This is a genomic window from Paraglaciecola sp. 25GB23A, from assembly GCF_040012495.1.
GTDB lineage: Bacteria > Pseudomonadota > Gammaproteobacteria > Enterobacterales > Alteromonadaceae > Paraglaciecola.
The window spans coordinates 135,407-145,145 of sequence record NZ_JBDYKM010000007.1 but is presented as its reverse complement, the minus strand read 5'-3'; the positions used below and the strand labels follow the sequence as shown (position 1 = coordinate 145,145).

The window sequence follows — 9,739 nt, the reverse complement described above, 5'->3', positions numbered from 1 at the left end:
AGATTGTCTTGTTATTAATTGTTAAAGAGCGTTTAGTACAGGATTGTTGAAGCGAAATGCGTGAACGTAGTGAACACTGATTTCTGAAAAAACACTTGTACTGGGTGACCGTCCTATTTGACGACCGCCGGTTAAATCTTGTCTGCTTAAGCTGTCCGAAGACCCTCTTAAGCGGGAGGCGTATATTACGCTATCCGTTTACGTTGTCAAGAAAGTTTTTAAATTATTTTTTAAAACTCTTTCTCCACAACCCGCTAATCACTTGACTCCTAGGAGTCTCGTATCACGGGCCGAAGCCGGTGTCGTGTCAGACGTTTACTGTCTGTCCCGAAGCGAGGAGGCGCATTATAGACAAGCCATCATCACTTGCAACACCTTTTTTGAAATAATCGTTTAAGTGCGTGTAAATTCACCAATGTGCTTATTAAACATTATATTTGGCGAAAAAATAGCAATAAATACTAACTAAGTCGTCACTGTTTAATGGTTTGTATTGGCGATTTATTGATAAGTAAGTAACATAGAGCTGCGTTTCCTTATTATTATAAATACAACTTTTAGGTACTCTTGATCATGAACTCATCTTTAATCACAAACATTATTAGTGTTTTAGTCTTAGCAATTGCCAGTTATTTCGTTTTTGAGCTGGTTAATATTGCATTATCGCCCGCTATTTCAGTTGCACTTGGTATCGTCATTGGCGGCATAGCATCAGTTTTATTATTTAACATTAAAAGCACACCGAGCATCGGTGATAGCGGTCAAGTTTCAGAATTAAGTACTCTTTATGTAGGTAACCTACCTTATCGGGCAAATGAACAAGCCGTGCAAGAACATTTCGAAGCACACGGTGTAGTTAACTCTGTGCGATTAATGAAAGATCGTCGGACTGGAAAGCGTAAAGGTTATGGATTTGTAGAAATGGATACAAAAGGCGCTAATAACGCAATCAAAAACTTAAATGATTCTGAATTTCAAGAAAGAACATTAAAGGTGAGATTAGCCAAAGACAAAACTGAAGAAGAATAAACTAGAGTTAAAACAAGTTAGTTATAAAAACGCCTACATTATGTAGGCGTTTTTATTTGCGTAATAACAATGGCCTATTGTGAAGCCAGAGGGAGATTATCCATTAATTTTTGATTAAAGGTGTGAAAGCGATTCAATGCGGTAATCAAATCTGGAGTATGCACTTCGCCCATACGATTAATGAGTGTATTCAGCATATTGTCATAATCACTGCCATCTTGCAGTTGCTGACGACTGGCATCAAGCACAGATAGCATCTTATCAAGATATTGCGCTATCGGCTTAACGGCCTTAGCTGGCTCACTATCTGTTTTATTTTGACTATAGTGCGAAACCGTCTCATAGGTTTTAACCACTTGGGAAGTTTCTGCTTTGGTTAACTGCAAGGCAAACCCGGCTAGTTCTTTTTCGTCGAAGCCAAGCTTTAAGGCCTGTTTGTAAGCCGTTTCTATATCGCCATTAAAAAACTCATCAGCTAAGCTATTTGCATCCGATACAAGTTGCCCGATAGCGGTTAATTCTTGTTCGTTTAAATTGCCGCTCACACTGAAACTCAATGCATTACTTTCATAATAGACACTGTTCTGTTGCAACACAGTAGGAGGTGACTCTTTGGTTTGAACTTCGCCCTGGGTTTTCACACTCTGTTTGAGCGGTTCTGCTTGCTTGGTACTAGAAGCATTTGCTTCCGGCTGCTCAGCTGGTTGTTGGTTTGCAATATTTACTTGAGCAGAGTCCGGAGCGTCTGACTTAGATGTTTGTTGCACTTGCTTAGCTGCCTCAGCTTGTTGCTGTAAAATAATTTGGCGATTAAATTCAAACTGTTTAAAATCTTCAAAAGATAATGTAACTTCATCGCCCTCTTTTGTTTTAACTACTAGTTGAGAGGATTGCTGTTGCGTTACCGATATTTGCGTTGCAACTTGCTTAACCTGAGTAGAATTAGCCGTAGGCTCATCTTGCTTAGCAAAAATATCTTTTTTAAGGCTTTCAATACCCTCGTCAATTAATTTTTTACTGTTGTCGATACCCACGCGAATTTCTTCGTTCATCAAACCAGCTAAATCTTTTTCTGCCAATTTGATACCTTTTAACACGCCAATCGTCGCTTGCTCAAATAGCTTGTTTAACTGGCTATCATCGGCACCATTGCTTTTTGCGTTCTTGATTGCACCGCCAACAAATTTCAAAACATTTTTTGCCACCTCTTCAAAATCAAATAAGGGTTGCACGGTTTGTTTTGCTTTATTACTCGAGAAATCCGGCTTCTTACCGTCAAGCTCTAATGTTGTGTTCAGAGCACTCGAATATACTCTTGCGCCAAAGCTCGAACTAGAGCTGAATTTATCAGAATTTGTTTGTGCTTGATTAGCTTGTAAGGCGGCAGCTTGGCGCAGGCCGGAATCACGCAACTGGTTTTGCACACTGGTCTCACTGCCTAAATGTGCGGGTTTGTCACCTAAAAATGCTTTTAATTGATTAATGTTCATATTGTCTACCTCACTTCCCTCATTAGTAGTTATCGGCAGGTGGTGCATAAAATTTAGGCTACATACAAATAATACTTTACAACAGCAATCTTGAAGTATTAGCTAAAACCCTATACCTTGCGCGATTTTATAAGCAACACGGTGGGAGAATACCATGGGTCACAATGCGATCAATATTGACGATTATCCAGCACAATTGCAGTACAAGGCTGACTTGATACAACAAAGCTTCGATGATTTTGCCATGCCATGTTTAGAAGTATTTCCCTCTGAGCCTATTCATTACAGAATGCGGGCTGAATTTAGAGTGTGGCATGAAGGTAACGATCTTTATCACATCATGTTCGATAAGCAGAGCAAAGAAAAATATAAGGTTGAAAATTTTCCAGCCGCCAGCAAAATAATTAACCAAGTTATGATTGATTTAGTTCACTTGCTTAAGCCTAATGAGATTGCTCGACGTAAACTATTTCAAATTGACTATTTAAGCAGCCTTAACAATCACATTGTGGTTTCTTTGCTTTATCATAAAACCTTAGATGCCGGTTGGCAGCAAGAGATGCAAAGCATTCTGATTAATCTGAGAAAAAAATATAGCATCGATATTATCGGGCGCGCCAAGAAACAAAAAATGGTGTTAGATAAAGATTATTTAATCGAAAACTTAATGATCAATGGCACAGACTTTCAATTTAAACATATCGAAAATAGCTTTACCCAACCCAACGCTGGGGTAAATATTAAGATGATTGAATGGGCCTTGGATGTGACACAAGATTGTCAAGGTGACTTATTAGAACTTTACTGCGGGCTTGGTAACTTCACTCTACCTCTAGCACAAAACTTTAATCGCGTATTAGCCACAGAAATTGCCAAATCATCGGTTACCGCTGCGCAATACAACATTGCTCTGAACAAAATTGACAATGTCACCGTGTTAAGAATGTCGAGTGAAGAATTTGTCGAAGCGCAGCAGCAAAAACGTGAGTTTCGTCGTTTAGAAGGTATTAATTTACAAGATTTTGACTGCACAACCATATTAGTTGATCCGCCACGATCGGGGCTAGATGATGAAACCTTGGGCATGGTTAAGGCGTATCAAAATATCGTTTATATTTCTTGTAACCCAGATACCCTGAAGCAAAATCTCAATGTACTGAGCCAAAGTCATGAGATAGTACGCTTTGCTTTATTTGACCAATTTCCTTATACCCATCATGCAGAATGTGGGGTATTTCTGCAAAAAAGGGCTTAGGCCTGTAATGCACCAATAACAATAAATCTCAGTTGTTGTTTAAGTCTTTCAGCCAAGACTTTCTTATGTTCAGGTGTCGCATCAAGAGCTTCCGCTCCTGTGCTAAAAACCAGCTTCACCATGGCCTCAGCTTGTAAATTGGCGATATTACTTTTGAGGCCAGTGGTTGCCATAGTGTAATCAGTCAGTTCAACGTTGAAATGCTGAATCTCACGCAATACGGCCGCTCTGAAGGCTAATGACGTGCCGGTATGTTCCCTGAGTAACAATCTGAATACGTTACTGTTGTCGTTAATAAACTCCATAAAAGTCTCTACTGAGGTATGTATTACTCCTCCGCCCGAGGCTATTCTTAATCTGGCTTGACGCATAAGTTGTCGTAAGGCTAAGCCAGCTTCATCAACCAAGGTCAAACCTAACTCATCAATGTCTTTAAAATGTCGGTAAAAAGAGGTAGGTGCTATACCTGCTACCCGTGCAACTTCACGCAGACTAATACTAGACAAACTGCGTTGTTCATCAAGCAACGAAAAAGCAGCTTCAATAATACTGCGACGAGTACGTAGTTTTTGTAATTGACGACTCAAAATAAGCTCTAATTAATTTTTATAAACTAGTTTACCCTGAAAATCGTGAAGGGCACAGCCTATGATTTCAATCAGTATCAGTAGATTTTTCTTGATTAAGTACTGAGGCAAAGTTAAATTAGCGTACAGTTGTAAGCTCAAAAAATAATTACCATGAAAAAACCTCGCTTGTTGTTTGTCAATGTCGCCATATTCCTGATTACCGGACTTATCGCACTTTTTATCGTTCCTTACGAAGCCTTTACTCATGGATTTGATAGCTTTGAAATTATTGCCTGTATTGCACTTATCTATTTTTCAGGTATGTCGATTACAGCAGGTTATCATCGCTTGTGGTCTCACAAAGCGTATGAAGCAAACCCAGTTATCAAGGTAATTCTGGCGATTGGTGGCGCTATGGCCTTGCAGAACAGTATTTTGCATTGGTCCTCTGATCACCGCATTCACCATAAACATGTAGATGATAACGAATCTGATCCCTATTCAGCAAAAATGGGATTTTGGTATTCCCACATTGGGTGGATGCTCAGAGAATATCAAGTTCATCGTTACAGTGATTACAGTAACTGTCGGGATCTACAAAAAGACAAAGTGGTTATGTGGCAGCACCGCCATTATTTAGCCATCATGCTCAGCGCTAATTTTGGTGTACCAATTTTGTTAGGCTGGCTCAACAACGATATATCGGGCATGTTGCTGCTGGCTGGTGTGTTTAGGCTTGTTGTGGTTCATCACGTGACATTCTTCATAAATTCTCTGGCGCATATCTGGGGTAGACAGCCTTACACCGATAAAAACAGTGCAAGAGATAATGATATTTTAGCGTTTTTTACATTTGGTGAAGGTTATCATAATTTCCATCATATCTTTGAATACGACTATCGTAACGGTATTAGATGGTGGCAGTTTGATCCCAGTAAATGGCTGATAAGAGGTCTATCTTTTGTAGGATTAGCAAAGAATTTGCGCCGCTGCCCTGAAGAACGGATTGAAAAAGCCCGCTTAATTATGCAGTTGCAACGGTCAAAACTGCGTATTGCCTCATTAGCCAATAGAGAAGAGATGATGCAAAAGCTCCAAGACGAGTATGAATTATTAGTGCACAGAATGACCGAATATTACGCAGCTCAAAAAAGGATGATGGGAGTAAAAAAACAGGACTTAAAACGCAGTTATGAAAAGCTGGAATTGCACCATCGATATAAAGAATTAAAGCTTAATTTGGCCTTGCAGAAAGAGAAGTGGCTTAAATTAAATCAATTGGTTTGTTTGCCCTTAATGGTCGAAAAAAATTAGTAAAAACCAGACACAAAAAAAGCTGCTTGAAGCAGCTTTTTTTTATCTCACTTACCTTATTGTACTAGAGCAAACAATTTAGCTTCTTGTTGTTCTTGGTCTTTTTGAGCAATCACTTTAATCAACATCTTGTTGGGGAAGAATTGTGTCGTCGCCATCACATTTGGGCTTTGCTGCTCAAGTTTCAAAGTAAGCTCGCGCTGCATATTTTGAAACTGCATATTATTATCAATCAACGAAGCTGTGCACTGGCCATTTATTTCATAGTTATTCATGTCCATGCAAGTAAACATGCTTTTTTGACTTAATTCGCTGTGCGCTAGACTGGAGCATACTAATAGGATGCCTGTTAGAACTAGTTTCATACGCATAATTTTCACCTTTTAACTGCTGGTATGACTTAAAGTTACACTGATCAGAGCAACACATCAAGTTTTAACAGCATAGTTTTATGACAATATTATGACAAAGTGAAATATTTCTATATTTATTTGATTACCACGCAGAACATAATCAACTTAAGATCAAGTACGTATTTGTAAGGGGACAGATATTCTGGGCAATTAAACTAAAAAATAAAGTAAGAAAACAAGATAGTTAGGTTTAGGCTCGACAAATTAAATATTAAGCACAATAACATCAGCCAACATTTGACAGCGAAAACACAGCAGGGCTAGCTACTGTGTTAATCCTAGAGCAGATTTAAAGATCACGTTGTTCAATCAGGTACGCTAATAATTGATCGAATGGCATAGGCTTGGCGAACAAATACCCTTGCGCTTCGTCGCAACCGAGTTTCAGCATGTAACTCGCCTGCTCTCGTTTTTCTACTCCTTCAGCTATAGTTGATAATCCCAGCTTATTGCCTAATGTTACTATCGTTTCAGCAATAAATGCTGACTTACCCGGAGTAATTTCATTCACAAAAGAACGGTCAACTTTCAACCTGTCTAATGGAAGTTGTTGCAAGTAACTCATCGATGAAAAACCAGTACCAAAATCATCAATAGCCACTTTAACGCCGAAAGCTTTTAACTCATGTAATGCTTCCACCACTATTTGTGGTTCATCCATAACAATACTTTCGGTAATTTCTAATTCGATTTTTTCAGGTTTAATACCCTCACGTGTAATAACGTCTTTTACCACGTTAATAAACGCTGGATCTCGGAATTGTGGCATTGAGATATTCACTGCCATCCGCAATTCATCAAAGCCGTATGTCGCCAATACACCTAGTTGTCGACACGACTCTTCTAACACCCAAGCACCAATGTCAATAATAAGGCCTGAATACTCAGCAAGAGGGATAAAAACATCTGGCGAAATAAAACCGCCGCTCGATGTTGGCCAACGTAACAATGCCTCCATTCCAACCACATTTTCGGTCACCAAATCGACCTGTGGTTGATACCACAACTGTAATTTGCGTGCCTTAAAGTCAATAGCAAGTTGGCGGATCATATCTAAACGCCACGTTGTTTGCTCTTCCATTTCTGGTTCGTAAAATTCAAAATTTGTATTAAGATTTTTCTTGGCTTCGTTTAAAGCAATGTTACTGTGCTTGAGAATATTGATGCCAGTTTGCGGTCTATTGGTCAGTCTCACTAAACCAAAAGACGCCCCCAAGTGCAAGGAGTGCTCTCCGGCTTTGAAAGGAGCAAAAAACAGTTCTTGCAGGGTTTGTGGATTAACAAAAAATTCTGGGCCAATTAAACCAAACACATCTGATCCAATCCGACCTAATCTGACCTTGTCTTTGAAAGTTTCTTCAAGTCTATTAGCAACCGATAACAGCACACTGTTTCCGACGTCTTGCCCTAGGCCATCATTAATATCGGCAAAATGGCTGATATCAACTAAAGCAACCATGACCTCATGAACGGCAGTTTTACCATCTCCAAGTTCATCAAGCATGTTAATAAACTCACTACGATTAGGTAATTTAGTTAACCAATCTTTAAAGGCAGCAGTGCGTAGCTGATGAAATAAATTAACGTTTTCGTAACCTACAGAAACACTGGTTAAAAACACTTCAAGTAACTGTTTATTTATCTCACTAATTTCTTTACCCATTTGCAGATAAACGGCGGCCTCATAACCAGAGCTATTGAGGTATAAAACAGAGAAATCGTGTTCGAATATATGTTGTTTTATAGCAAGGCAACGATTCACAAAATCGACAATTTGAGGGTTATGAATATTTTCTAACTTTAAATTAATGTGACAGGCAAACTCACCTGCCGCGCCCAAGATATAAACACCATCATCATCTTTTTCTAGTACCGAACCTGCGCGAGCACAAACAACACCTCCGGCCTCGAGCCCAAGAAGAGAGCTAATCTGGGTTACCACTCCCTCGCAAAAGTTTTTTACTGAATGTTCTTCCATCAAGTTGGCGGCAGAGATAATAATTTTCTGAAGACCAAGTCGGCTTTGATTAATGGATAATATTTGTTGATAAGAACGCAAGGACGCTATTATCGTCGTGACTAATTTGCTACGGGTTAACTCTGTCTTTGTTTTATAGTCATTGATATCGTAGTCTTTAATAACTTGCTCTTCGGGAGCATAACCGGGTTGACCGGTACGTAAAATAATTCGCGGTTCTTCTAAGCCCATTTCCGAACGCATGATTTTAGCGACTCTTAGACCTGAGTCATCAGATTCCATCACCACATCTAATAAAATAATGGCAATACTTGAGCCCATCTCACCAATGATTTTTAGAGCCTCGGCACCAGAATAAGCATGAATAAACTTTAAACCTTTATCATTCACAATTAAGTCAGACAAAGCTAAGCGAGTCACTGAGTGAATTTCTTCATCATCATCAACGACGAGGATATTCCAATAACCACTTGCAACTTTGACTTCTGAACCTTTATCTTCGGATAAAAAAATCAGTTCATCATTTTCATAATTATTTTGGCTCATTTAATTACAGACGACTCCGAAGTAGCAATAATGGATAAAGTACAATCTTAGCTAACATTAACTCAATATTGCCCAGAGCAAAAGACTCCTGTGCACATTGGCGTGATTTTATGCTATTGATAGTAGTCCAAAATATTTTTTAACGCTAAGTAGTCATAAAATTCTTATTATGCCGATGAGCTCTGAGTAAAATCCTAAATAAAAACATGTCGATTAAAGTAGAAAATACCGGATTTAAGCCAATAATAGCGGATATTAAACCTATTAAATCCGATGCCAAACTTGAAATATCTAAAGATAAAACCGAGCACGTTAAAAAATTGGCTGGCACAGATCGCATTGCCAAGTGGTTTAGTCAGGCTGGAATTTATTCAATATCAAGCGCTAAGCAAAAACAAAGTATCGATCATAAAATAAGTGAACGTTTAAAATTAAAAGAACGTCGAAAAATTATAAATTTAGAAAATATTCTTAGTAAAGCCATCAATTTTTGCCTTGATGAAGGTCAAACTGATGATATAGATCCTGACTGGTTTTTTAGTTTTATTAAAATGGCAGAAGAAATTTATTCACCGCCGATGCAAGAATTATGGGGTAAAATTTTTGCAGTTGAAAGTGGTAAACCTGGCAGCTTTTCACTCAACACCTTGCAACTCCTTAAACAACTCACGCAGAAAGACGCCGTGATTTTTCGACGTGCGGTTAATTTTGCCAGCCGACAACGTGGTGATTCTAGCCCCAAATTATTAATTGGTTATTATCGTAAAAAATCGCTTTGGTCGTTTTTCAGCGCCAATAGTGGACATCAACTCAATTTGGCTCAGTTTGGTTTAAGTTACCCTGACTTGCTGGCATTAATGGATTTAGGCCTCATTCATCATAGTGAAATAGAGTCCGGAGAGATTGCATTTGGAGAGACTGTTGAGTGGCGTATTTCCGGACATACCATGACATTATCACCTAGGCTAAGATCGCTCACATTAGTTTATTTTAAATTTACCACTATCGGCGCAGAGCTGAGCAAGTTAGTTAATAGTCAAAAGCAAGACCACTATGTTGTAGCTTTGCGACAAAAGCTTGGGACAGTATTTAATATAAAAGACTAAGAAGGGCGAAGGAGATAAGCATCTTCGGCGCATTAAACA

General features: G+C 38.8%; 8 protein-coding genes. 4 read left to right on the top strand and 4 right to left on the bottom strand.

What is annotated here, in order from left to right:
* Window positions 1-573: 573 nt before the first annotated feature.
* Window positions 574-1,029, top strand: a complete 456-nt coding sequence (locus ABKW31_RS12810; RefSeq protein WP_348616845.1) for an RNA-binding protein — start codon at window positions 574-576, stop codon at window positions 1,027-1,029.
* Window positions 1,030-1,103: 74 nt separating this feature from the next.
* Here ABKW31_RS12810 and ABKW31_RS12805 read toward each other — a convergent pair whose 3' ends face one another.
* Window positions 1,104-2,519 carry a DUF5610 domain-containing protein gene (locus ABKW31_RS12805; RefSeq protein WP_348616843.1) on the bottom strand — a complete coding sequence of 472 codons (1,416 nt, stop codon included), beginning with the start codon at window positions 2,517-2,519 and terminating at the stop codon, window positions 1,104-1,106.
* A 154-nt stretch (window positions 2,520-2,673) separates the two neighbouring features.
* Here ABKW31_RS12805 and trmA point away from each other — a divergent pair, with 154 nt between their 5' ends.
* The gene (gene trmA, locus ABKW31_RS12800; RefSeq protein ID WP_348616841.1) at window positions 2,674-3,774 is read left to right on the top strand and encodes a tRNA (uridine(54)-C5)-methyltransferase TrmA; all 1,101 of its coding nucleotides are present in this window, start codon (window positions 2,674-2,676) and stop codon (window positions 3,772-3,774) included.
* On the opposite strand, the gene fabR is transcribed toward trmA, so the two are convergent.
* On the bottom strand, window positions 3,771-4,361 hold the full coding sequence (gene fabR / locus ABKW31_RS12795; RefSeq protein ID WP_348616840.1) for an HTH-type transcriptional repressor FabR: 591 nt from the start codon (window positions 4,359-4,361) through the stop codon (window positions 3,771-3,773). The two genes, trmA and fabR, sit on opposite strands and share 4 nt — an antisense overlap.
* 153 nt (window positions 4,362-4,514) lie before the next feature.
* Between fabR and ABKW31_RS12790 the strand changes: the two genes are divergently transcribed.
* Window positions 4,515-5,657 (top strand): fatty acid desaturase, encoded by a 1,143-nt coding sequence (locus tag ABKW31_RS12790; RefSeq protein ID WP_348616838.1) that lies wholly within the window; start codon window positions 4,515-4,517, stop codon window positions 5,655-5,657.
* 56 nt (window positions 5,658-5,713) lie between these two features.
* On the opposite strand, the gene ABKW31_RS12785 is transcribed toward ABKW31_RS12790, so the two are convergent.
* Both ABKW31_RS12785 and ABKW31_RS12780 read right to left on the bottom strand, forming a co-directional pair.
* Window positions 5,714-6,028, bottom strand: a complete 315-nt coding sequence (locus tag ABKW31_RS12785; protein ID WP_348616836.1) for a hypothetical protein — start codon at window positions 6,026-6,028, stop codon at window positions 5,714-5,716.
* Between the two features lie 331 nt (window positions 6,029-6,359).
* On the bottom strand, window positions 6,360-8,594 hold the full coding sequence (locus tag ABKW31_RS12780; RefSeq protein WP_348616834.1) for an EAL domain-containing protein: 2,235 nt from the start codon (window positions 8,592-8,594) through the stop codon (window positions 6,360-6,362).
* A gap of 206 nt (window positions 8,595-8,800) precedes the next feature.
* On the opposite strand from ABKW31_RS12780, the gene ABKW31_RS12775 reads away from it, so the two are divergent.
* Window positions 8,801-9,700 (top strand): TIGR03899 family protein, encoded by a 900-nt coding sequence (locus ABKW31_RS12775; protein WP_348616833.1) that lies wholly within the window; start codon window positions 8,801-8,803, stop codon window positions 9,698-9,700.
* Window positions 9,701-9,739 lie beyond the last annotated feature (39 nt).

Bases quoted from the DNA above. Each gene is read 5' to 3' on its own strand.
- ABKW31_RS12810 (WP_348616845.1), top strand. From the start codon at position 574: ATGAACTCATCTTTAATCACAAACATTATTAGTGTTTTAGTCTTAGCA.
- ABKW31_RS12805 (WP_348616843.1), bottom strand. From the start codon at position 2,519: ATGAACATTAATCAATTAAAAGCATTTTTAGGTGACAAACCCGCACAT.
- trmA (WP_348616841.1), top strand. From the start codon at position 2,674: ATGGGTCACAATGCGATCAATATTGACGATTATCCAGCACAATTGCAG.
- ABKW31_RS12790 (WP_348616838.1), top strand. From the start codon at position 4,515: ATGAAAAAACCTCGCTTGTTGTTTGTCAATGTCGCCATATTCCTGATT.
- ABKW31_RS12785 (WP_348616836.1), bottom strand. From the start codon at position 6,028: ATGCGTATGAAACTAGTTCTAACAGGCATCCTATTAGTATGCTCCAGT.
- ABKW31_RS12780 (WP_348616834.1), bottom strand. From the start codon at position 8,594: ATGAGCCAAAATAATTATGAAAATGATGAACTGATTTTTTTATCCGAA.
- ABKW31_RS12775 (WP_348616833.1), top strand. From the start codon at position 8,801: ATGTCGATTAAAGTAGAAAATACCGGATTTAAGCCAATAATAGCGGAT.